This is a genomic window from Fontibacillus phaseoli, from assembly GCF_003337355.1.
GTDB classification, from domain to species: Bacteria; Bacillota; Bacilli; order Paenibacillales; family Paenibacillaceae; genus Fontibacillus; species Fontibacillus phaseoli.
In genome coordinates this window covers 702,417-726,554 of record NZ_QPJW01000001.1, presented here as the reverse complement: position 1 = coordinate 726,554, position 24,138 = coordinate 702,417, and the positions used below count along the sequence as shown (strand labels likewise).

The 24,138-nt window shown below is 48.1% G+C and carries 17 protein-coding genes; 1 reads left to right on the top strand and 16 read right to left on the bottom strand.

Annotation, left to right across the window (positions count from 1 at the left end):
• Positions 1–51: 51 nt before the first annotated feature.
• The 10 genes from DFP94_RS03515 to adhE form a co-directional block, all read right to left on the bottom strand.
• The gene (locus DFP94_RS03515) at positions 52–2,289 is read right to left on the bottom strand and encodes a stalk domain-containing protein (RefSeq protein WP_114495037.1); all 2,238 of its coding nucleotides are present in this window, start codon (positions 2,287–2,289) and stop codon (positions 52–54) included.
• A 227-nt stretch (positions 2,290–2,516) separates the two neighbouring features.
• Positions 2,517–4,148, bottom strand: a complete 1,632-nt coding sequence (gene nagZ, locus DFP94_RS03510; RefSeq protein ID WP_114495036.1) for a beta-N-acetylhexosaminidase — start codon at positions 4,146–4,148, stop codon at positions 2,517–2,519.
• Positions 4,149–4,165: 17 nt separating this feature from the next.
• On the bottom strand, positions 4,166–5,758 hold the full coding sequence (locus DFP94_RS03505; protein ID WP_114495035.1) for a response regulator: 1,593 nt from the start codon (positions 5,756–5,758) through the stop codon (positions 4,166–4,168).
• A complete protein-coding gene (locus DFP94_RS03500) occupies positions 5,755–7,575 on the bottom strand; it encodes a cache domain-containing sensor histidine kinase (protein WP_114495034.1) in 1,821 nt (606 codons plus the stop codon). Before DFP94_RS03500 ends, DFP94_RS03505 begins: the two co-directional genes overlap by 4 nt.
• 69 nt (positions 7,576–7,644) lie before the next feature.
• Positions 7,645–8,472 carry a carbohydrate ABC transporter permease gene (locus DFP94_RS03495; RefSeq protein ID WP_114495033.1) on the bottom strand — a complete coding sequence of 276 codons (828 nt, stop codon included), beginning with the start codon at positions 8,470–8,472 and terminating at the stop codon, positions 7,645–7,647.
• On the bottom strand, positions 8,472–9,356 hold the full coding sequence (locus DFP94_RS03490) for a carbohydrate ABC transporter permease (protein ID WP_114495032.1): 885 nt from the start codon (positions 9,354–9,356) through the stop codon (positions 8,472–8,474). The genes DFP94_RS03495 and DFP94_RS03490 overlap by 1 nt, the downstream gene beginning before the upstream one ends.
• A gap of 137 nt (positions 9,357–9,493) precedes the next feature.
• Positions 9,494–10,879, bottom strand: a complete 1,386-nt coding sequence (locus tag DFP94_RS03485; RefSeq protein WP_114495031.1) for an ABC transporter substrate-binding protein — start codon at positions 10,877–10,879, stop codon at positions 9,494–9,496.
• A 209-nt stretch (positions 10,880–11,088) separates the two neighbouring features.
• Positions 11,089–11,832 (bottom strand): pyruvate formate-lyase-activating protein, encoded by a 744-nt coding sequence (pflA, locus tag DFP94_RS03480; protein ID WP_114495030.1) that lies wholly within the window; start codon positions 11,830–11,832, stop codon positions 11,089–11,091.
• Between the two features lie 73 nt (positions 11,833–11,905).
• Entirely contained in the window at positions 11,906–14,176 is a 2,271-nt protein-coding gene (gene pflB, locus DFP94_RS03475; RefSeq protein WP_114495029.1) for a formate C-acetyltransferase, read from the bottom strand.
• A gap of 252 nt (positions 14,177–14,428) precedes the next feature.
• Entirely contained in the window at positions 14,429–17,044 is a 2,616-nt protein-coding gene (gene adhE / locus DFP94_RS03470; RefSeq protein WP_114495028.1) for a bifunctional acetaldehyde-CoA/alcohol dehydrogenase, read from the bottom strand.
• A 401-nt stretch (positions 17,045–17,445) separates the two neighbouring features.
• On the opposite strand from adhE, the gene DFP94_RS03465 reads away from it, so the two are divergent.
• Entirely contained in the window at positions 17,446–18,162 is a 717-nt protein-coding gene (locus tag DFP94_RS03465) for a Crp/Fnr family transcriptional regulator (RefSeq protein WP_114495027.1), read from the top strand.
• 230 nt (positions 18,163–18,392) lie between these two features.
• On the opposite strand, the gene DFP94_RS03460 is transcribed toward DFP94_RS03465, so the two are convergent.
• From DFP94_RS03460 to DFP94_RS03435, 6 genes are all read right to left on the bottom strand, one after another.
• Complete coding sequence (locus DFP94_RS03460) at positions 18,393–19,172, bottom strand: formate/nitrite transporter family protein (protein WP_114495026.1); 780 nt, start codon at positions 19,170–19,172, stop codon at positions 18,393–18,395.
• A 47-nt stretch (positions 19,173–19,219) separates the two neighbouring features.
• On the bottom strand, positions 19,220–19,561 hold the full coding sequence (locus DFP94_RS03455; protein WP_114495025.1) for a nitrite reductase (NAD(P)H) small subunit: 342 nt from the start codon (positions 19,559–19,561) through the stop codon (positions 19,220–19,222).
• A gap of 32 nt (positions 19,562–19,593) precedes the next feature.
• Entirely contained in the window at positions 19,594–22,023 is a 2,430-nt protein-coding gene (nirB, locus tag DFP94_RS03450) for a nitrite reductase large subunit NirB (protein WP_114495024.1), read from the bottom strand.
• 232 nt (positions 22,024–22,255) lie between these two features.
• A complete protein-coding gene (gene ric, locus DFP94_RS03445; RefSeq protein ID WP_114495023.1) occupies positions 22,256–22,966 on the bottom strand; it encodes an iron-sulfur cluster repair di-iron protein in 711 nt (236 codons plus the stop codon).
• 181 nt (positions 22,967–23,147) lie between these two features.
• The gene (locus DFP94_RS03440) at positions 23,148–23,714 is read right to left on the bottom strand and encodes an NAD(P)/FAD-dependent oxidoreductase (RefSeq protein WP_114495022.1); all 567 of its coding nucleotides are present in this window, start codon (positions 23,712–23,714) and stop codon (positions 23,148–23,150) included.
• Between the two features lie 58 nt (positions 23,715–23,772).
• A complete protein-coding gene (locus tag DFP94_RS03435; RefSeq protein ID WP_114495021.1) occupies positions 23,773–24,090 on the bottom strand; it encodes a winged helix-turn-helix transcriptional regulator in 318 nt (105 codons plus the stop codon).
• Between the last annotated feature and the right edge of the window lie 48 nt (positions 24,091–24,138).

The window sequence follows — 24,138 nt, the reverse complement described above, 5'->3', positions numbered from 1 at the left end:
AAGTCCAGGACTCTTGGATTAAAGCATACCTCTAATTTCTGAAGCTCGAACTTAAGGTTGTTTCACTTCCGGCATCGGCTGGAACAGCAGATTGACCGACAAGTTGCTGCCCGGTGCGGCAGTAAACAGGAATTCCACAGTCTGTTCTCGGTCTCCCGAACGGAACAATACGCTGTTCTCGTTCGGCGCGCTCAAACCGCTGCTGTTAGCGATCGGCACGATATTACCGTTAACCATGATGTTGCCGGTATAGAACCCGCCGCGCGGATTGAACGTAATCAAAGTGTTAGGAGCAACACGGTGAAGTTTGATGGTGTAAACAACGCCGAAGTTGCCGGCATTCAATTTGTACTCTCCGGTCGGGCCGTCTTCTCCTACAAGGAATGGATCGCTGGAATTGTCACCAATCAGAAGTCGGGTAGGTGTTGTACCGATTAATTCACTATATTCGATATGTCTTGTTGCATCGGTATACGTCCCCCGGTTATGAATATCCGAAGGCAGCACACTCAGATAAGGCAGCGATTTGAACGGATCCTTACTCGCATCGAGCATGATCACATCATATTGCAACGTTTGATCGCTGTACAAATCCGCTAAGAGGGAAATGACTTCTCCCGGCTTCATGGAGGTGGCGCTTAGTTCGGTCAAAATAATTTTGCTTTCGCCAGGGGCGATCCACATGTCTTTGTATTTATTTCCGGTTTGCAACGATTCATAATAACGCTGAACCGAAGCCTTACCTACGCCCGTTGCATATTGGTTAGGTCCCGCAAAGCCCAGATTGGTTTGCGTCAGGCGGGCGGTTTCCGTCGTGTTTTTGTTGCTTGCGATAACGTACATTTTCACGCTTTTGCCAGTCGCGTTCGCATGGTGGATCATAAAGCGAGTGTCTCCGATCGCGGTTTCACGGTACACAACCCCTTCGGAATACACGGTTTCGGGGCTGTTACTGCGGATCAGCGTCGTCGGATCCGCAGTGAACGAATAGTTCACTTTGGCCCAGGAGGGAACCTGAGTTCCGTCGAACATGTATTTGTCGCCGACCGGCGTGAAGATTTTGTTGAAATCATCACGAGTATATAGCGTTTCATTCGTAATGGTGATCATCTTTTCGACGCTTGAAGTCAACCCGAATTGGTTAGTTACCGTCAATTTAATAGAGACCGGTCCCGGTGTAAAGAAAGCTAGCTCCCTGTTCTCCCAGTCGCGATCCTTGATGCCGACTTCATCCGTACTGAGATCGTTATAAGTAATGAGTTCACCCATTTTGTAGGTTTCTTTATCCGTAGTGAAGTTGGCTACAGGAGGCGTATGCGGCTTCACCACATTTACTGTCAGCGAGAACGGATCGCTCCACTGACCGCTGGAATCCTGCACCCGGTACGTGACGACGTACTGGCCCGGCGTCATAAACATCTCTTCGCGTCCCAGCCATTCCTCATTCACGATCGGCAATCCCGAAGGCGAGTATGCATTGTTCAGATACTGGACCTGGGTTTCGCCGGAAATCACCTCTTTGTTTCCGATCGAAAACGAAGCAACCGGCTTCGTCGAAACGCTCACGATGACGCGTTTGCCTTTTTGATCCCATTCGTAAGGCATATTCAAAGCTTTCGTGATTGCCGTTAACGGAACCATGAAATTATTTTTTGTAGAATATGAAGTGCCGCTCATTTTAGTCGTGACTCCGTTGACTTTGTAACTCGAAGAGTTCACTTTAAAACGAAGTTCGTCGCTTCCCCGCTGAATAATCGTTTCTTTGGTTTTGCTGTCATAATTGATTTGCAATCCGGCGCGTTCAACGATAGCGCGGATCGAGACGTAAGAAACTCCTTTTTGGACTTCCATCGGATATCCGGCCAGGTATTCTTTTCCGTTTTGATACATTTTTTTGCTGTTCATCATCAGGATGAGCTTACCGTCCGTACTGCTGGCCGAAGTGTTATCTACAACCGGCGGAGTCGTTGTAGTAGTGTTTCCGCCAGTTTCCGAGCCTTCCGAACCGGTTCCTTCATCCGTACTGCCCGGAACCGTAGTTCCACCGGTTTCATCGGTCACCTGACCATCGATTTGGCTATCAACTTGTCCCTGATCCGGGTTTGTCGTTCCGTCTACCGTCCCATTCTGGTTCAGGTTTCCGGTATTTGCGTTATTAAGCGCTTGCCCTGAAACATTGACTTCGCTTTGAGGATTTGTCTGGACCATCTCTTCCGCACTGGCGGGGAGGACCATCGCAACTTGCGAAGCCGCTATAACTGTTGTAATGACCAATCTTTTGAAATTCATGCTAGACTCCTTCTCTACTCCCATTTTGTAACTTTCTCGTCAATCACACATACTATTAAACGCTAAACTTCGGGAAAAGTTGCTCCTAATATCAAAGCAATGTAAAATAACTCCCCCCATTAAGTAAAGCAAAAAAACGTTGTCAGGGCAATAAAATAAAACAGCAGACCCTCCCGAATGAAAGGTCTGCCATTTCATCATTATCAGGTTTGTCGAAGAAAAAAATATTAAAGACGGAATCCAGCAGGGTATCGGGTATTTAGGCTCACTGGGAGCCTTCCCGTAGGAACCAACTTACCCGTTAAAACCTTTGCCAGTGCATCCAGGGAGAAGGAACGGTTCTCATACAGGCAGAGGTAGGTGCCTGTATCCGGAAATGCGTTGATATCATACGGGTTTCGGGTCGAAGCAACAATGATTTTCGGGCCATGGGCCCGGTTCAAAGCTTCTACAAGCCGGATCTGACCTTCCGGAATTTCCCCCTCGGCCGTATAGGTCACAACTACAATCTGCTCATAATCGACACTTTTCCTTAGAACCTCTTGAATTTCCACGTCCGAAGGAAGAGTTCCGATGACGGAAAGTTCAACGTTGTTGACATAAGCTCCTAACGCATCCGCCAGTGTATATCTGTGCACAGCCGGTTCGTCGACTTCCGTCCGGTGACGGAGTTCCGGCCAGATAACCAGAATCGGCTCGGCACCTTTCAGAGGCAGGTTGCCCGCATCCTTGACGAGCGTAACACTGCCTTCCGCGATCCGGGTAAGAAGCGCCCCGCTTTCTTCAGACGGTGTCAGCGGCACGGGAACCGCCGCAGGAGATCCACTTGTATTGACGGTGCCTGCAGCAAGGCGCTTCGCTTTCAAAGCCAGAACCCGCTCCAAGGATTGGTCGATCCGCTCCGGACTGATCCGGCCGCTCCGAACGGAAGCGATGACCGCTTCGATGGCCGCGATCTGGTCCTGCAGCGTGTGGCTCACCAGCACGATGTCCGCCCCGGCTTCGATCGCGGCAACCGCTCCCTCCGGAATCCCGCAGGACTTGGATATGGCGTGCATCTCCAGGCAATCCGTCACGATGACTCCTTCATACCCTAGTTCTCCGCGCAGCAGATCCGTAAGGACCCGGCGGGACAGCGTCGCCGGTATTTCTTCCGGCTCGAACGCCGGGAAGATGACATGCGCCGTCATGATGGCATCGACTCCGGCCGCGATCGCTTCGCGGAACGGGAGCAGTTCAACCTTGCTGAGCCGCTCCTTATCGTGCGGAACAACGGCCAATCCGCGGTGAGAGTCGACCGCCGTATCTCCGTGACCGGGAAAATGCTTGGCGGTCGCGATCACGCCGGTTTGCTGATATCCGTGGATCGCCGCATTGCCATGCTCCGCCACCTTCACCGGATCTTCACCGAACGCTCTTACGCCGATAACCGGATTTGACGGGTTATTGTTGACGTCGATGCAAGGCGCGAAATTAAAATTGATTCCGAGTGACAGCATTTCCTTCGCTGCAAGCACGGCCGCCGCCTCCGTTAATTGAACATCCCCTGCGGCCCCCAGCGTCATGTTGCCGGGAATCCGGCTCATTCCCTCATGATCCAGGCGCGCTACCATCCCACCCTCCTGGTCAATCGAAATAAACAGCGGAATTTCATGATTATTACGCGGCAGTTGTTGCAAACTGGAGGACAGCGCCGCAAGCTGCGGCACCGATTCCACGTTTCTGCGGAAGTAAACCGTTCCGCCGATATGATAATCCTTTGTTAACTTCTTGATCTGCTCATCGGCTTCCAGCCCGTGAAAACCGCAAATAAACAGCTGACCGATTTTTTCTTCCAAAGTTAATTTGGACAATTCCACGTTGGCACCTTCCTTACTCAGGATATGGACGTTTCCTTCAACCTGAATTCCGAAGGAGTCATCCCGGTATATTTCTGGAACACTTTCGTGAAGTACCTTCGCTCCTGATAACCTACGACGGAGCCGATTTGCGTAACCGATTTCTCGCTGCCGCTCAGCAGGCATTTCGCCATCTCAACGCGTTGCTTCGTTAAATACTCAACAAAGGTCTCGCCAAAATGATTCTTGAAGAGCAGGCAGAAGTAACTGCAGCTGATGCCTAAATATTCAGCTATATCCTCAATACCGAAATCATCGCCCAAATGATGTTGAATGTAATTTTGTGCAGACATCATCAGCGTTTCGGATGATTTCTTGGCCGCAAGCGATTCTCTTGCCCGGTCCACCAAGGAAATAACGAGCGATGTCAGATCTTTCAAACTAAGAAACTCCTGAAGCCGGAGCCAAACGGCTTGCTCCTGTTCTCCAGACAACATCTGCAGCTCGCGCATTTCACGAAGCAAGTGAATCAGCAAGTAATGTAGCAGCTTTTCAGCCGCCCGATTCTCCGTCATATGGCCCACGTAGTATTTCAACTCCGAAACGACCTGGACAAGCAATTCGTGGCTTCCGTTTCGGAGGCCGTTCCCGATTTGCTCGATAAACCGCCACTGGGAGCCTTTCGAATCCGTATAGGACGCGGATGACTCCACAAACAGACGGGCATCCAGAAACCATTCCAGCGGCGGACATAAGATGAGCATTTGCTGCATGCGCTGATAGACGGAGGACATTTCGGTCCATCCAACCGGACTCTGCTCCAAACACATGCGGATCATCATGCCTTCCTTTTCGCTGACAATCCCCTGCAATTGTTCGTAACCAGGCCGAAGCTGATCTTTCGTGATCTCTTCTTGCGGGGAATGAAAAATAATGCACCATTCCCCTTCCCTTACTTGCAATACCGTATATTGTTTAATTATCGATGCAAACATTTCCTTGAGCAGATTTTTGATGTGCAAATTCCAGGCTTTCCGTTCATGTAATGTCCAGGAAATGGACTTGTGGGCATAACCCTCCAGGTCCAGCAGCAGGACGCCGCGGGTCTTGCTTTCTTCGCCGCCGTCCTCTTCATCCCACAATACGCCTTCTTCTTCTCTCTCCTGACCCAACAACGTGTGAAGTATATAATTTTCATTAGCTAAAGAAGCCACCCGGTTTAAGCGCTGTTCTTTGCTTTGTTTCTTTCTTCTTTCTATAATTTGATCCGCTATCTTTCGTACAACTTCCTCAAGCTCGTAGTAATTGATCGGCTTGCAAATATAGTCCCGAACGCCATATCTGATCCCGATTCGGGCATATTCGAATTCCTGGTATCCGGTCAGAAGCAAGATCTCGCTGCTCAGTCCTTGCTCACGCAAATGTTGAATCAGCGTCATTCCATCCATGATCGGCATGCGGATGTCGCACAAAATCAAATCAGGCTGATGCTCGATTGCCGTTTCCAGCGCCTCCACGCCATTTTTGGCCAACCCGGCAATTTCGAAACCCATAGCCTCCCACGGAAGCACTTTGGATAAATTGTTTAAAATATGAATCTCGTCGTCCACCAGCAAAACTTTCAGCTTCATATTTTATCACCCAATTCATATTTTGGAATCACGCACTGGATCACCGTACCTCGGCCAGGCTGTGAACAGATGAACAGTCCGTATTTGCTGCCGTATTGGAACCGGAGACGGTCAAACACGCTTCTCAATCCAAGTCCCCGCCGTTCATGGCTAGGATACGATTTTACGGCTTGTTCGACCAGATCGGGGTCCGCATATTGGATAATGGACAACTGCTCACTGGACATTCCAATGCCGTTATCCTCGACCCGGAGCAAAAGACGGTCTTCCTCCATAAATCCCGTTACCTTGATGACTCCTTTATAGTCTATGCCCTCAAACCCGTGCTGAATGCTGTTTTCCACAAGCGGTTGCAGGGTAAGCTTTAGCAGCATGCAATTCATCATCTCGGCCGGAATATCCATCTCGTAATCGAACAACTCCTCGAATCGGAATTTCTGGATTTCCAGATAATTCCTCAGGTGCTCGATTTCCAGCCCGAGCGAAATTTCTTCTTTGTCCTGAATGCTGATTCTCAAAATGCTGGCAAGCCGGATTACCATCTCGCTCACTTTCCGCCCTTCGTTTTGCACGGCCAGCACGTTGATTGATTCCAGCGTATTGAACAGGAAATGCGGCTTGATCTGCGCCTGCAAGACCCGGAGTTCGGCATTCGCCTTTTGCAATTGTTCTCTTTTCACCTGGTTAAACAGTTCGTTGATTTTATCCATTTGACTATTGAATCCTTGCTGCAGCAAAAGCAACTCGTCGTCGCCTTTTTCGTCGACCCGCGCGCTCAGATCGCCGTCTTCCACTTTTCTCATGAATCGGACGATAACGCCGATTGTCCCGGTGATCCGGTTCATGAACAAGAAGTTAAACAGCATGGCCGTGAGTACGCAAATCAGAATGATGGCAACGAACCATTTGGCAAAAGTCGTTACTTCTTGGGACAAATAATGCCAGGAGGTTACGGACACAAGCTTCCACGGGTATTCCTTCAAACTGTAAATCGAAATGACGCTTTCTTCCCCGTTGAACTTTCCTTTAAAACTAAGCGCGTCTTTAGTCACGGCCAGTTTTTTTTGAATGTTGGGCTGCAAAGTTTCTCCGTTCAATTCCGATTGAAAATCATAGAGTACCTGTCCCTTGTCGTTCACGAGAAAAAAGCGGGTATCCTTCATTTTGCTGCCCAAAGTAAGATTTTGAAATATTTTATCAAATTCCCAGTTTTTAATCTGGACGACCAGTACGCCTACCCGTTTAAAGCTGTCCAAATCCTTGATCAGCCGAATTTGCGTAAACACGTTTTCCGAGCCGGTCAACTCCGGATATTCATGCGGCGCAATCCACTTCGGATTGCCGTTAAGCTCCATTACCTCATTGTACAGTTCGTGTCCCTTGAACTGCTCATAAGGAAGAGTCTCAAAGTTTTCCTTATTGAATATCGTGATCACGTTGGAATCTTTGTTGCCGTGAACATTGTACAGGAAAGCGTAATCGATTGCGGGATGATTATACAGCAAAGAACGAAAATTACGCTGATTGGCATTCAGTTCAAGCTGATTCGCTGCCGTCAAATCCTGAGAATCCGGATCCTGGGCAATCAACGCCGCCTGAAATACGCCTTTGGCAATCCCGTTGTCAGTCACATTATCCATCTCATGAAATATATTTTTGATGCTATAGCCTATCGCTTTCAACGAATATTCAGTCTGTTGACTGTACTTGGTTTCGATCGACCGGAACGTGATCAGAAAAGTAATGATCCCCAGAATGAATAATGGAATAATGACAAGCCCCAGAAACGCCGTAAACAGCTTGATTCGCAAATTCATGAGATGTTTGGCTCCCGCTTCGGATTAGGCGTTATGAATCATTGGAATATGATCTTGATTCCGCCCCTATTATCCTTTGACACTACCTGCCGTAACTCCTTCAATAATTTTTTCCTGAAGGATAGCGTAAATAATCATGACCGGCAGCACACTGAAAATGATCCCTGCAGACATCTGCGCATAATTGGTATTGTAGGCGTCTCTGAAACCGACCATCCCCACGGGCAACGTTCTTAATTCTTCGCTAGAAAGGAAATAGTTGGCGAGCAGGAACTCATTCCAGTTGCCCAGGAAGTTAATAATGAATACCGTAACAATCGCCGGCACGGTCAACGGAATAATAATTCTGGCAAAAAGGCCTGCGGAGCTAAGTCCGTCAATAACGGCAGCCTCTTCAATTTCCCCGGGAAGCGAGCGCATAAATGCCGCCAGAATAATGACCGAGAACGGGATCGCATTGGCTACGTAAGGCAAAATCAACGCCACATGCGTATCCAGAATATCCAGTTTTCTCATAATTCCATAAATCGGAAGCAGCAGCGAGTTGTTCGGAATCAGCATGCCGAGCAGAATCAATTGAAAAATAATCGCGCTGATTCGGTTGTAGCGCATCCGGGTTACGGCAAACGCGAGCATCGCCGCAAACAGGATGGATAAACATGCCGAAAAGACGCCAATATACAAGCTATTAAAGAAGTACGTACTAATTTTTGCATTGACCCAGGCATTGACGTAATTGTCGAACGTAATCGAACCGGGAAGCCCGAACGGATTCGAGGCAATATCCTGGTTGTTCGTTTTGACCGATGAAAAGAGAACGAACAGGAACGGATATAGGATGACGAGCAGATAAGCCATTAGAAAAATGTGCGGAATCGATTTTTTGAGCGCTCTCATCAGTATTCAATCCTTTCTGTCCGTTTGGAAATCAACACTTGATACAAGACGGTAATGATGATAGTAAATACAAAGATCAGGACGGCGATGGAGTTACCAAAACCGTGCTTAAAGCTCGTTATTGCGTATCGAATCATATAAGTAGCCATGACGTCGGTCGAGCCTGCCGGTCCTCCCTTGGTCATTACGAGCACGATATCCGCAGCTTTCATGGCGCCGGCGATGGACAGCATGATAACGACGGAAATAATCGGCATGATTAGCGGAATAGTGATTCTAGTGGCACGCTGAAACCCGGTTGCTCCATCAATCGCCGCTGCTTCTTCGAGTTCTTTCGGAATCGCGATAATCGCGGCAAGTACCATAACAATGTAGAACCCGGTCCACTGCCAGGCATTCGTAATCAGAATTGAGATCATGGCCCAGTTTTTGTCCGACAGCCAATACACCGGGGAAACGCCGAATACGCCCAGTATTTCATTGGCAAGGCCAAAGTCCGGATTGTAGATAAAGCCCCACAAAATCCCGATGACGGCCGTCGACATGATCGAGGGCATAAATACTGCGGTTTTATACAACCCTTTTAGTTTCTTGACGTTCGCAATCAAAAGTGAAAAAATGACGATGAGCGGTACCTGAATAAGGCATGAAAACAAAATGAAATAGACGTTATTTCTTACCGATTTCCAAAAAGCTACATCATTGAAGGCGGTAACATAGTTGTCGAATCCGATATAATTGATGTTTTTGGATATCCCGTTCCAGCTCGTAAAACTGTTATTGATCGCCGTAAAGACCGGATAAATGAAAAAGGCAAGGAACAGAACGAACGCCGGGATCACAAATATCAGATAAATCAGAGGATTTCTAAGCGCTTTATTCATGATAAACCTCCGTAACAAATGCGAAATTAAACTCTCTGCTAAACATGTGATTGCAAACCGTTTCTTCCTAATTTAGTGGAAAAGGACGCCCCCACATACTTGAGACGGGTGGCGCCCTCTTCGTCATTGATTAAACCTTATTGCTCTGCTTTATTGGCTGTGTCTTGGGCGGCCTGTACATTTTCCAGCATCTTCGCCGGTTCAATCTCGCCGCCTATGATTTGTTGAATTCCCATGCTAAGCGCCGTATTTACTTCTGCCTGAACAAGTGCGTCAAACGCCGGGAACGAAGTTCCGATTTCACTTACGGCTTTGAAAATATCTTGCATAAGCGCGTCATCAGACGTAGTTTTCATTTGTTCCAGATCCATCTTCATTGCCGGAAGCACGCCGTCTTCTTTCAGACCGCGAAGCTGCATTTCGTCCGTCCACATATTCTTGATGAACTCTTTGACCGCTTGCAGTTTGCGAGGGTCCTCAGCAACGGCGGCGGAGAAGCCGTAACCGTTGTTGGCATCCTGCATGACCACGACTGGATCGCCTGCATTTACAGGAGGCATGTTAAAGAATCCGATTTTACCAACCATATCGCCGGCTTGGGCAGGATCTCTGAATACCGAGTTAGCCCAAGATCCGTCCATCATCATAACGGCTTCGCCAGTGATGATTTGGTTTCTCATATCCGCATACTCAAAACCGAGTTCGCCTTTTTTGTAGTAGCCTTTATCCACCCATTCTTTATGCTTGGCAACGGCTTTCACCATGTTTTCGTCTGTCCATTTGGTTTCCCCTGTTTTGAAACCGTAAGTAATTTCAGGCCCGGCATAGTAGGACCACAGGTTATTTGTCGTCATGAGCGGAATCCAAGCATCTTTGGAAGATTGAGCGAACGGAATTTTGCCGTCAGCTTTGATCGCTTCAGCCAGTTTATCCAGTTCGTCGAGTGTTGTTGGAGTCTTCAGGCTTTTTTGTTCAAAGTACTCTTTATTGTAGAAATATCCTTCGATAGATCCCCCGATAGGAAGACCATAGATCTTTCCGTCAACTGTAAATGGCGCCAATGTAGTAAATTTATCCTTGAGGCCAAGTTCGTCCAAAATCGGAGTAAGGTCAAGCATCAAACCTTCTTTGGCGTAAAGAGCTGCATCCGGGCTGCCGAATACGTCAAAAACTTCCGGCGGCTTGCCTGCTGCCATTTCGCCTCTCAGTTTTTCCTTCCGGTTGACTTCGGATTCTACGGCGTCCAGCTTGATCGTCAAGCCCGGCACCGCATCCTGAGTCTTTTTAACGACATCTTCAAGCAATGCCAGGCGGAATTTCTTGGACTCCCCTACCTGAGTATGGCGAATTGTAATTTCGAACGGTTCATCGTTCACCTTCGCCTCATTTCCTCCATTGTTAGTCGTCGTTTGTCCTTCGTTGGCCGGGGCGTTTCCCCCGTTGCTGTTGGATTTGCCGCACCCAGCCAGCATTGCTGACGCTACAAAAATCAGCGTCATGAGCAGCATCAAACTTTTCTTCATGTTTCTATGACCCTCCTCAAGATCAGTTTGTGTTACACCTTTATTATAGAAAGCGTCTCCATTTCTGATAAGGTGGACATTTTTCTATTTAGGGGATAATATCATCTAATCGACAAAAAGAAAGCGGTTAAACCTGACACGTATCGTCGAGTTTAACCGCTTTTTTGTAAAAAGTAAATGTTTATGTCATATTATCTTACACAATAAATCTAATTACGAGATGATTCCAGTTGTTTTCTTCCCTCTTCAATGAGATGATTAGCACGTTCAATTTCTTCCGGCGTCGGCGAAGGTACTCCGTCCAGCGGATAGTCCCACCCTAACTCTTGCCACTTGTAGACACCCATTTGGTGATAAGGAAGAATTTCGAATTTCTCAACACCCTGTAGCTTGCCGATAAAACGGCCAAGGTTTAGCAAGTCTTCCTCATCTTCGTGAATACCCGGAACAAATACGTGCCTGATCCACATGCTCCGTCCGTGTTCCGACAGCCATTCGGCCATCTTTAACATCCGGTCGTTCGGTTTGCCCGTCAGCTTGATGTGCTTCTCATTATCAATATGCTTAAGATCAAGCATAACAAGATCCGTTACATCGAGAAGATCCTTGATTTTGTCCCCTTCATTATAACCGTTTGTATCCAGCGTAGTGTGCAAATTCCAGCGTTTCTTGACCTCGCGGAACAGCTCGGTTACAAAAGGGGCCTGCAGCGTCGCTTCCCCGCCGGACACCGTCAACCCGCCGCCTGAAGAACGGTAGTAGTTAAGGTAAGGTTCGATTTCGGCCAATACCTCTTCCACGGTCATTTCTTTCCCGTCCGTCAGGCTCCAGGTATCCGGATTATGACAATACTGGCATTTAAGCAGGCAGCCCTGCATAAAGAGTACGAAACGAATACCCGGGCCATCGACCGTTCCGAAAGTTTCCAATGAATGTATGCGACCTTTAAGCATTTTTCGTCACCCTTCCTGATTCAGCTGCCTTAGGTGAAATATCAAGCTAATAGTACTCTAATACCCTACATTATTACATCGAACCGTGGAAGGTCCGGTTAATAACGTCAAGCTGTTGCTCACGGGTCAATTTGATGAAGTTAACCGCATATCCCGAAACGCGGATCGTCAATTGCGGATAGTTTTCCGGATGATCCATTGCATCCATCAACTGCTCGCGGTCAAAGACGTTAACATTAAGGTGATGTGCTTTGCTGCCGAAGTATCCGTCCATCATCGATACCAGGTTCGATTTGCGGATCTCAGCTTCTTTACCAAGAGCTTTAGGCACGATTGAGAAGGTGTTCGAAATCCCGTCCAAGCTGTGTTCATACGGCAGTTTAGCGACGGAGCTGAGCGATGCCAGCGCACCCTTCTTGTCACGGCCGTGCATCGGATTGGCGCCAGGAGCAAACGGTTCGCCCGCTTTACGTCCGTCCGGTGTAGTTCCTGTTTTCTTACCATAAACAACGTTCGATGTAATCGTCAATACCGATTGAGTCGGCATAGCATTGCGGTAAGTTTTGTGCTTGCGAATCATGCCCATGAACGATTCAACGAGATCTACGGCGATTTGGTCGACTTTATCGTCGTTGTTGCCGTAACAAGGGAATTCGCCTTCGATTTCAAAATCAACCGCGATGCCTTGTTCGTTGCGGATCGGTTTAACTTTAGCATACTTGATCGCGCTCAGCGAGTCGGCCGCTACGGACAAACCTGCGATCCCGCAAGCCATCGTGCGGAGAATATCGCGGTCATGCAGCGCCATTTCGATCCGTTCGTAGCAATACTTATCATGCATGTAGTGAATAACGTTGAGCGTGTTCACATACAACTTGGCAAGCCATTCCATCATCGGCTTGAACCGTTTCGTGACTTCGTCGTAATTCAAATACTCGGAAGTGATGGCCGGGAATTCAGGGCCGACTTGTGCGCCGGATTTTTCATCTTTACCGCCGTTAATCGCGTACAGCAGAGCTTTTGCCAGGTTGGCGCGTGCTCCGAAGAACTGCATTTGTTTGCCGATTTCCATAGCGGATACACAGCAGGCGATACCATAATCATCACCGTAGATCGGACGCATCAGATCATCGTTTTCATATTGGATCGAACTGGTTTCGATAGATACCTTAGCGCAATATTTTTTGAAGGCTTCAGGCAATTTCTCAGACCAGAGAACCGTCAAGTTTGGTTCCGGAGCAGGACCCAGGTTGTAAAGAGTGTGCAGGAAACGGAAGCTGTTCTTCGTTACTCTCGTCACGCCGTTTACAGACATGCCGCCGATCGATTCCGTAACCCATGTAGGGTCGCCGCTGAACAGATCATTGTAGTCCGGAGTACGCAGGAATTTGACGATCCGCAGTTTCATAACGAAATGGTCAACCAATTCTTGAGCCGTTTCTTCAGTCAAGGTTCCTTCAGCCAGATCGCGCTCGATGTATGCATCAAGGAATGAAGATACACGTCCAAGCGACATTGCCGCCCCGTCCTGTTCTTTGACTGCGGCCAGGTAACCGAAGTATACCCATTGGAACGCTTCTTTCGCATTTTCTGCCGGTCTCGAAATATCAAAGCCGTACATTTCACCCAATTGTTTCAATTCACCCAAGGCGCGGATTTGTTCGGACAGCTCTTCGCGGAGGCGAATCACGTCTTCGTCAATCACATCGACTTCAAGACTCTTCAGTTCGCTTACTTTTTCTTTAATCAAGAAATCCACGCCATAAAGCGCTACGCGGCGGTAGTCACCAATAATGCGGCCGCGGCCATATGCATCAGGAAGACCTGTGATAATACCGGCTTTACGGGCAGCTCTCATATCGGATGTATAGGCATCGAACACGCCTTGATTGTGCGTTTTGCGAATCGTAGTAAACATGTCGACAATCTCGCCTGGCAGGTCGAAACCGTAAGCTTTGCAAGAGTTGATAACCATATTGATCCCGCCGAAAGGATGGATCGTGCGTTGAAAAGGAGCTTCCCCTTGTACGCCCACGATTTGTTCTTTGTTTTTATCCAGGTAACCAGGAGCATGGGATACGATGGTGGAAGGCTTATTGACTTCAACGTCAAGTACACCGCCGGCTTCTCTTTCTTTCTTGGTCAGATCGGAAATGATGTCCCAAAGCGCTTTTGTATTATCCGTTGCGCCCTTCAAGAAAGATTCGTTGCCTTCATAAGCTAGAATGTTGGCCTCGATGAAGTCGCGGGTGTTTACTTCCCGCATCCAAGTTCCTTTTTTAAAACCTCTCCAAGCTGTTTGAACATCTTGCGTTTTTTGTACTTCTCTCTCAATCACCGACATCTTAATCCCTCCATATATATTTTGTAGTACGCGGCTTGAAGGTTTATACCGCGCCTCATGATCCCTAAAATTTGTGATAATTTTCACAACTTTGACACTGATAAGCCCTTAGATTTAGTTTCGAATCCACTGTACTCACCATTGTACGGGGGATCATTTATATTACTATCATATAATAACCTCTATAGAAAGAGTGTGACAAATATCACTTTTAAGGTGATATTTGTCACTTTTTTCGGTCTAAATGTTCACTTATTCTTCAAATCTTCCATAGAAAGCATCACGGTAAACATCTGCCAACTCGGTTACGAGCGGAAGTTTCGGATTTGCTGTTGTACATTGGTCTTCGAAAGCACGGTCTGCCAGGTAGTCTACACGCGATTCGAAATCTTTCGCATCGAAACCAAGCTCTTGGAAAGTTTCAGGGATACCGAGTTTCTGGTTCAGATCGCGGATGGCTTTGATCAAGCTCTTCACGCCTTCTTCCGTTGTACGAGCAGGCAGTCCCAGAATACGCGCGATTTCCGCATAACGCTCGTCAGCCACGAAGTGGGTGTATTTAGGCCATGCCGCGAATTTCGTAGGCTTCTTCGCATTGTAACGAATAACGTGCGGCATCAGAATCGCATTGGTACGGCCATGCGCGGTGTGATACTGTCCGCCCCATTTATGGGCCAAGCTGTGATTAATGCCCAGGAATGCGTTCGCGAATGCCATACCGGCCAAGGTCGAAGCGTTGTGCATTTTTTCGCGGGCCAGTTTGTCTCCGGTCAGGGCCGATTTCTCCAGGTATTGGAATACCAGTTGGATGGCTTTGATAGCAAGACCGTCTGTGTAGTCACTTGCCATAACCGAAACATAAGCTTCGATGGCATGAGTCAGAACGTCCATGCCTGTGTCGGCTACAGCGACTTTTGGCAAGCTGTATACGAACTCAGGGTCGATAATGGCTACGTCCGGAGTCAGCTCGTAATCAGCCAAAGGATATTTCGTGTTGCCATTGACTTTATCCGTAATTACCGCAAACGAGGTTACTTCCGAACCCGTACCCGAAGTGGTTGGAATCGCAACGAATTTCGCTTTGCGTCCAAGGCGCGGGTATTTGTAGATCCGTTTACGGATATCCATGAATTTTTGTTTCAAATTGTTAAAGTCGGTATCCGGATATTCGTAGAACAACCACATGCCTTTTGCAGCATCCATCGGCGATCCGCCGCCAAGTGCGATGATGCAGTCCGGTTGGAATTTCGCCATCAATTCCGTACCGCGTTCTACCGTTGTAGTCGATGGATCCGGCTCAACATCCGAGAATACTTCGATCGCTACCGGGGTTTGACGTTGACGGAGGTAGTGCTCCACTCTTTCCACATATCCCAGTTTAACCATCATTGGGTCGGTTACAATCAGTACGCGAGTAATATCCGGCATTTTGGCAAGGTATTGCGTCGAGTTTTTCTCGAAATAGATTTTGTCAGGTACTTTAAACCATTGCATATTCACGGTACGACGATTCACCCTTTTCACGTTGATCAGATTGACAGCCGTTACGTTCGACGAAGTCGAGTTACGTCCGTAAGATCCGCAGCCCAGCGTCAGCGAAGGCAGGTTCGTATTGTAAATGTCGCCGATACCGCCTTGCGAAGATGGTTGGTTGACGAGAATCCGGCAAGTAGGCATCCGATCCGAATATTTTTGAATGATTTCTTCATTATTACTATGAATTACCGAAGAATGCCCCATGCCTCCGAATTGAACGACTTCAAGCGCGCGTTCGATGCCTTGTTCAGCTGTTTTGACTTTGTAGCAAGCCAGAACCGGGCTCAATTTTTCAGCGGACAACGGGAATTTAGGACCTACGCCTTCGATTTCGGCTACCAGAACTTTTGTTCCGGCCGGAACATCGATGCCGCACATTTGAGCGATCTTCACGGCAGGTTGACCGACGATATTCGGATTCACTGCACATTTATCTGCAATAATGGCTCCGGCTGTAAGTTTAGCAGCTTCGTCTTTGTTGACAAAGTAACAGCCGTTAGCAATCATTTTCTTCTTCACTTGATCAAAAACGGGCTCTTCAATAATAACCGCTTGCTCGGAAGCACAGATCATGCCGTTATCGAACGTTTTCGAGAGAATCAGGTCATTGACCGCCTGATCCAGGTCCGCGCTCTTTTCGATAAAGCAAGGTACGTTACCAGGACCTACGCCGAGTGCCGGCTTGCCGCAACTGTATGCTGCCTTAACCATAGCCGATCCGCCGGTTGCCAGAATGCAAGCCACGTCGGGATGGTTCATCAGGCCGTTCGTGCGATCCATCGAAGGATTTTCGATCCATTGGATGCAGTCTGCAGGTGCACCGTGCTTAACGGCAGCTTCGAGCAGAATTTTTGCGGCTTCCGCGCTACATTTTTGAGCCGAAGGGTGGAAACCGAAGATGATAGGATTACGAGTTTTGATGGCAATAAGAGATTTGAAGATGGTTGTCGAAGTCGGGTTGGTTACAGGAGTGATCCCCATGATAATGCCAACCGGTTCAGCGATCTTTTGGAAACTGTCATAAGGGTTATCTTCAATTACACCAACTGTTTTGTTGTTCTTGATGCTGTGGTAAATATACTCGGTCGCAAACATGTTCTTAATGATCTTGTCTTCGTACACACCGCGTCCGGTTTCTTCAACAGCCATCTTGGCCAGATACATATGTCTGTCAAGTCCGGCCAGCGCCATGGCCTGCACAATGTTATCGATTTGTTCTTGATCCATGCTCACGAAAGCTTCGGATGCTTTCTTCGCCTTGTCGATCAAGGTCTGGATGTAATCTTGTGCAGCGGGCTCGGCTTTTGTCGTAACTTCGTTCTTAACGGCCATTTCTCTCATCCTCCTAAGTTGGGTAATGGATAACCCTTTCTTTCTAGTGAATTTTTTCACGTTCGGGTTTATCCTTATGAAGCAGTGCGCTTCTCTTATGGTCTTAGCATAGCATAGCTGGTTCGATTTGTATAGTGAATTTTTTCACGTACTTTAAAATGGTGAAACTTTTCATTCTATTTTGATTGTTTTTTCAGTTCAAATTTCCATTCAGGCCGCTCTGGGCTTACAATCTCCTCGTTTTGTGTGATGAATATCTCATTTTATAAAAAGTGAAATTAGTCACAATGTTGAAATTTCGACACTTTTTCGGGCTTTACAGTTCCCCCAAAACCGTAAAAACGGTATATAATTAATTTAAAATTTTCAGAAAAATTTGGAACACAAAGGGGAAATCAATAATGAGTGAAATAGTTAGCGCCACCCTGCCCCGCGGCAATACGAGCTGTTTTACAGAACAAAACTTCAACCGTCTTCTCGTCACAATGAAAGAAAAAGCGTATCCCGAAGGAACACACCTGTTCTGGGAAGGCGACTTTTCCGATAAACTGTTCTATATTAAACGCGGACGCGTGAAACTGACTAAATCTACGGACGAAGGCAAAGAGCTGATTCTGTATATGTACGGACGCGGCGATATGGTCGGTCAGGCAGATCCTTTCTTCAGTACGAAGCACAGTTTTACCGCGGAGGTCATTGAGGACGCCGAGATCGGAGTCATTGAGCAAAAGGATCTTGAAATCATGATCTGCCAGCACTGCGATTTTGCCATCGACTTTATGAAATGGATGGGTATCCACCATCGTCTGACGCAAACCAAGTTCCGCGATCTGATGATGTACGGCAAGCCCGGTGCACTCTGCTCGACCCTGATCCGTTTGAGCAACACTTACGGCGAACAGCATGGCGACAATATCCTTATCAACAAAAAGATTACTCATACCGACCTGTCGAACATGATCGGCGCCACGCGCGAAAGCGTCAACCGGATGCTGAGTGATCTGCGCAAGAAAGATGCGCTGGAATATGAAAACGGCATGATCGTGATTAAGGACCTCGTTATGCTTCAGGATATTTGTCATTGCGAGCTTTGCCCGAATGAAATTTGCCGGATCTGACCCGGTGCACGACATGACGGCTCCTCTTTCTTCGTCAATCCGAATTATCGTTCAAATAAGGACGGCGCAGTAGTTAATCCACTGCCCTGTCCTTTTTGTTTTTCCGGCTCGTACAATTAATGTAGTCGGCCATTATAAGGCAAGGCATAATTACGGTTACTCGGCAAAAAAAAGGCTGCTTTAACGGTCATTCAGACCTGTTAAAGCAGCCCTATTCCTGTAAGAGGAAGTTATTTCTTGCGCACCGGGGAGATAAACCAGTAGGCCATCCCGACAAAGACGGCGCCGCCTATAATATTACCCAGCGTGACCGGGATCATGTTATGGAACCAGCCGGCCAAAGAAACCGTATCCGGATGATTCGGCAGCAGCACAGACAGGCTGAGCAAGGTCATATTAGCTACGCTATGCTCATATCCGCTGGCGATAAAAGCATAAAGGCACCACCAAATCAAGACGAGCTTGGAAATATCGTCCTTTGCCCGGTTAGCCATCCAGATGGCTAGACAGACAAGCCAGTTACACAGAATACCGCGGAAAAAGAGCTCCACTACCGGTGCTCCCATCTTTTTCGCTGAAGCCGCGAAGATCAGATGTTCCGGCGCTGCGGTTTTAAACAGTCCTGTTCCTACAATAAGTAAACTTAAAATGATGGCTCCCAGCAAATTGCCTAGAAAAACGATAACCCAGTTTTTCAGGGTATCTTTTACAGTAGTCCTTCTTGCTAGAGTACTAGCCGTAAAAAACATATTGTTCCCCGTAAACAGCTCGGAACCCGCGAAGATGACTAGCGTGAGAGCAAGCCCGAACGACATCCCCATGACCATCGTCTGGAACGGCGACTTCGCCGCGGCCAGCGGCGCGCCGACGCTAAAAATCAGAATGATGCCAAGACCCACATAAGCCCCCGCCATCAAGGTCGAAACAAAATACCTGGGCAGGCTCTCATTCATTTTCTCTTTCTTTTTTACTGCTGCTTCTACAATGGACTCCACGCTCTGTGTAAACATTGTATCCCCTACTCTCTCCCATGTGCGTTTTCTATGACTTTATCACGCTATACGGCCTGCAGTTCTCCCGCTGCAATCCATACTTGCCCGTCCTCTACCTTCGTCGTCAGCATTTGCGCCTGACCGTTATCCGGAGCCTGGACGAGACCGGTGGTCAAATCGATCTTCCAATCGTACAAAGGATCGTACAAATAATGGCCCGATACAATTCCCTCCGCAAGCGGTCCGCCTTTAGGATGCGGGCTTTGATTTACCGCCGCGAAGATCCGGCCATCGGAGAGGCGGAAGACAGCAATTTGCCGCCCACCGATCTCTACTACGCGTCCGATCTGTACCAGAAATTGTTCCAAAGCTCCTACAGGGAAAAACTCATTTTTATTTAAGCTCATGTTAGGGCTCTCCTTTCTCTCTCCACCGATAATTACAGTTGATTGCTCATTTCCAAACGGTTAAACAGTTTGCCGCTGTTGTCTCCGTCACGGAGCATTTTCTTCCAAGGGTCCTCTACTTGTTTCAAGGCGAACTCGATGCGTTCCATCAGTGCTTTCCGGTTTTCGAGATCGTCGACTACCACAGCCTTGATCTGTTCCAGGCCGATCCGTTCCACCCATTCCGAGGTTCTTTCCAGATAATTTCCTGTTTCGCGGTAGTACTGCATCACCGACCCCACGATTTCGATCAATTCTTCATCGGTCTTCACTTTGCAAAGCGTATCCGCGAGTCGGGCTTTGATCCCTCCGTTGCCGCCGACGAAAATTTCCCATCCACCGTCGTTCCCAACGATCCCGATATCCTTCGTGCACGATTCCGCACAGTTCCGCGGGCAGCCATTCACAGCCAACTTGAATTTGGCAGGGAAATCAAGCCGTTCGAATTTGCGTTCCAACGTAGCGCCCATGCCCATCGAATCCTGCGTACCGAACCGGCAGAACTGCGAGCCAACGCATGTTTTAACCGTACGCAGCGATTTGGCGTAAGCGTAGCCCGACGGCATGTCGAGTTCTTCCCAGACCTTCGGCAGATCTTCTTTCTTCACGCCGATCAAATCAAGCCGTTGACCGCCGGTTACTTTGACGACCTTCACATCGTATTTCAGCGAGATATCGGCGATCTTCTTCAGTTCTTCCGGCGTAGTTACGCCGCCGTACATCCGCGGAACGACCGTATAAGTCCCGTCTTTCTGGATATTCGCGCTCATGCGCTCATTAACAAAACGCGACTCTTTTTCATCTTCATGCGTATCCGGATTCAGCATACCGAGGTAGTAGTTGATCGCCGGACGGCATTTCGAACAGCCCTCCGGCTGACTCCATCCAAGTACGTTCATAACTTCCTTCGTCGTCTGTAATCCTTTTTCTTTAATCTCTGCCACGATTTCATCACGGCTTAGGGTAGTGCAGCCGCAAATCCCCTGTTTGGCCGATGTCTTGAAACCGTCACCGAGCACATATTGCAAGATTTGCTCCACTACCGGCTTGCAGCCGCCGCACGAACGGGTAGCCCCGGTACAAGCTTTGATCTCATCGACCGTTGTCAATCCCTGATTCGTAATTACATCTACGATGGTGGCTTTGGTCACCCCGTTGCAACCGCAGACGATTTCTTCGTCCGACATCGTTTCGACCGAAGTTGTCTTCTTGCCTCCGCCGCAGCCGGTTCCCATGAGCGAGCTGTACAATTCGTCCGTCATGACCGTTTTCTGTTTAATGAGCTTTTGCAATTCCGCCGAATCCGTAATATCGCCGAACAACACCGCGCCGACCATAATGCCGTCTTTCAACAAAATCTTCTTGTAAGTACGTTTCCAGTCATCCTTGTTGGCGATCACCGTATGCTCAGGACCATCGATGAACTCCCCGGTCGAGAACACGTCGACGCCCGAGATTTTCAGTTTGGTCGATACGACCGACCCTTCGTACGGAGGAGCTTCCACGCCGCTGATATGCTTGGCCAGTACCATCCCCTGTTCGAACAACGGAGCTACCAGGCCGTAGCAAACCCCGCGGTGTTCCGTACATTCGCCGACCGAATATACGCCTTCCATCGAAGTCTGCATATAATCGTTTACGACGATCCCGCGGTTGACGGTAATTCCGCTTTCCTTAGCGACCGTTACATTCGGTTTGATCCCTACCGCCATAACGACAAACTCGGCATCAAGCACCGTATCGTCGGCGAACCGGAGACCGCTGACTCTCGTATCGCCCAGCAATTCGGCCGTTTGCGCGCCCATTTTAAATTTAATCCCCTGACGCTCAAGTTCAGCCTTCAACATGCCGGCAGCCTGATGATCGAGCTGGCGCTCCATTAAATCTTCCATTAAGTGAACGACCGTGACATCCATTCCGAGCTGAACGAGACCTTTCGCGGCTTCGAGCCCGAGCAAGCCCCCGCCAATTACGGCTGCCGTGCGGCAGGTTTTCGCCGCTTCCAGCATTTGATTACAGTCGGCGATATCGCGGAAACCTACTACGCCTTCTTTGTCGCTGCCGGGAATCGGTAAAATAAACGAGTTGGAACCTGTTGCGATCAAAACTTTATCATAAGGTACCCGCATTCCGTCGGCAGTGACCACTTCTTTTGCCTGCTCGTCGATTTTCTCGACGGTAGTTCCCGTATGCAGTGTAATGCCGTTGTCACGATACCAGTTCAAATCATTCAGCACGATGTCATCGATCGTTTTGCTGCCTTCCAATACATACGAAAGCATGATCCGGTTATAGTTGGGATGCGGCTCGCTCCCGAACACCGTAATTTCAAATCTCTTCGTTAATTTTAAAATTTGTTCAACTGCACTAATTCCCGCCATCCCATTGCCGATCACCACGAGTTTTTCTCTATCTGTTCCCATTTTGAATGTACCTCCTTCAATTTACAGCTGCTTTTTTCGGTTTACTAGACGTTTCATTCTTTATAATTAAATTATAAATTTAAAATTCAAAATATATTGTGATCCATTTCACACTAAATGTGAATTTTATCACAATATTGTTCAAAAATTTCCGTGTTTTTCTATTGAAAAACACGTTTGTAGCCACTCTCGAGGAGAGAGGGAGTTATTGCGTATTCATTTTTAAGCCTATTTATTGAGTCATGTACCGGGGAAACAGGATGTTATTTTCAAGATGAACATGACTGAACGTCATCCCTTCGAGTTCTTCCAAACGGGCATACGTCGTCCGGTAAGTCGTACATGCATGAGCCGGCGGCTGAAAATCTCCGGTAATTTCGCGCAAGCGTTTCAAAATACGGCCTGCACCCTCATGCTCCGCCTCCAGATCATGAATTGCCGTACGAAGCTTGAACAAAACTTCCTGCTCCTGCCCAAGTTCCCAATTGATCATTTTCGGAAAAACATCGGCTTCCTCTTTGGCTGTATGTTCGAGCAATTCTTCCCGTAGCTGGCCATACAATTGTGCTACCTCGATCAAATGAGGATCATGATCCCCATGCACACGAGAGACTTTCATCACGCTTTTTTGAAGCTCCGGTAATTCTTCCCGCAAAAACGCATGGTGTTTGTTCACGATATGCCCGATCAGGTCCTTAGAATCGGCATCTATCCACGATTCCCTTTCTTCGGCGCTCGGATACTCCGCCGCGAGCCGGGCCAAATCAGCAAGCAATTCTTCTACTGCGATATTTCTTTCCGCTGCCGCTTCTTCAAGAGGACGGTTGCCTCCGCAGCAAAAGTCGATTTTGCGACGGCGAAAATAGTCAGCTGACTTTGGAAACTCCAGAACAATATCCCGGATTAATTTGTCCTTAGCGAAGCCCTGCTTGTTTTCGGTCATAACCATTCACTCCTCTGTCGCTTACTCCTATTGGTCAAACTATACTGGATTTAGACTATCGTACCTTTGAACCGGGCTTTGTGATTGCGGTCACAAACATTATGTCTAATCTGCGCAAAAAAAAGCTTCCTCAGAGTTTTAACTCAAAGGAAGCGGTAAAACACAATTGATGCCAATTATTTCACTTTAATACATCATGATCAACATAGCGTTCGCCGTTCAGCTCACTGATAAGCTCAATGGCCACTCTGGCTCCGTCTCCCGCCGTAATAATCGTGTGAACGCTTACGCCGGCGACCGTGCCTGCAGCCCAAATACGCGGATTGCTGGTGCGCCCGTTTCCGTCCGTGTCAATAACCGTCTTGATTCTCGGCTCTTTACCCTCTTTGAGTTCAAGCCCGATGCTGCCGGCCAGTTCCGTTATTGCCCCTGTTGCCAAAATCACGTGGGAAGCCTCATAGCTGCGGCCGGATTCCGTTTTTACGGTGACTTTCGATCCTCCGTTCGTATCCACTACCGTGACTTTCTCTTCGATAAACTTGGCTCCGAACTTTTGGGCTTGCTCCCGACCGATTTTTAGCAAATCCGGCCCGGAAATGTCCTTGGCTCCATAGTGATTTTCAATCCAAGCCCGTTTCGTCATACTGGCATTGCTGTCCAAAACCAGGGTTTCCTTCCCCGCCTTGGCCAGAAACAACGCCGCGCTTGATCCCGCTGGTCCCGCTCCGATTACTATTACCTCAGCCACAAGTACACCCACTTTCTATATATTTCGCGCCGCTCCGCTACGGGAAAACGGCACGTTCTTACTCAATCCACTGCTCCGCCCAGCACTGCACCTGCTCCATCACAGGATTAAGAGCTCTTCCCTTTTCCGTCAGTTCATATTCGATCCGTACCGGAGTTTCGGGATATACATGACGGACAACGATGCCTTCCGTCTCCAGGTCCTTCATCCGTTCGGACAGCATCTTGTCGCTCATGGCCGGGATCCCGTTCGAAATATCCTTAAAGCGCTTGGGTCCGCTCATTAACGTACGAATAATCAGACCGTTCCAGCGTTTCCCCAAAATCACAAACGCCGATTCAAACCGCGGACACATTGCGAAATTGTTTTCTTCCATTTAAATTCACCTCTTAAAGTAAAAAACCAATTGGTGGTGTTAAACTTA